This window comes from Streptomyces sp. WAC05292 (assembly GCF_003949955.1).
GTDB classification, from domain to species: Bacteria; Actinomycetota; Actinomycetes; order Streptomycetales; family Streptomycetaceae; genus Streptomyces; species Streptomyces globosus.
This window is the reverse complement of the sequence record NZ_RPSE01000886.1, coordinates 1-621: the sequence shown is the minus strand read 5'-3', so window position 1 is coordinate 621 and position 621 is coordinate 1. Positions and strand designations below refer to the sequence as shown.

Genomic DNA, 621 nt, shown 5'->3' with positions numbered 1-621 from the left:
GTGAACAGCCGCGCGTACGGGCCCGGCGCCGCAAGGCGCCCGGCCCGTACGCGCGGCTGTTCACCCTCCCCGGCACCCGCGCCTTCACGGCGGGGAACCTGCTGGCCAGGCTGCCGATGGGGATGTTCGCGGTGAGCGCGATCATGATGATCGCGGGGCAGCGCGGCTCGTACGCCCTGGCCGGCGCGGTCACCGCGACGGGCCTCGGGGCGACGGCCCTGGTCGCGCCGTGGACCGCCCGCCTCGTCGACCGGTACGGGCAGGCGCGCGTCGCCGTCCCCGCGACGCTGGTCGCGGTGCTCGGCTCGTTCGCGCTCGTCGCGTGCGTCCGCACCGGGGCCCCGGCGTGGACCCTGTTCGCGAGCTACGCGGCCACCGCGACGACCCCGAACATCGGCGGCATGTCGCGGGCCCGCTGGACCCACCTGCTGAAGGGCTCCCCGGCCGCGCACCACACCGCGATGTCCTTCGAGCAGGCCGCGGACGAACTGTGCTTCATGCTGGGCCCGGTCGTGGCGGCGCTCCTGTGCTCGGCGGCCTTCCCGGAGGCGGGCACGCTGACCGGCGCCGTACTCCTCCTCGCCGGGATGCTGCTGTTCACGGCGCAGCGCTCGACCGAGC

General features: G+C 75.8%; 1 pseudogene. It reads left to right on the top strand.

The features are described from left to right. Positions 1-621, top strand: a pseudogene (locus EF903_RS33585) (MFS transporter); the annotation flags it as partial.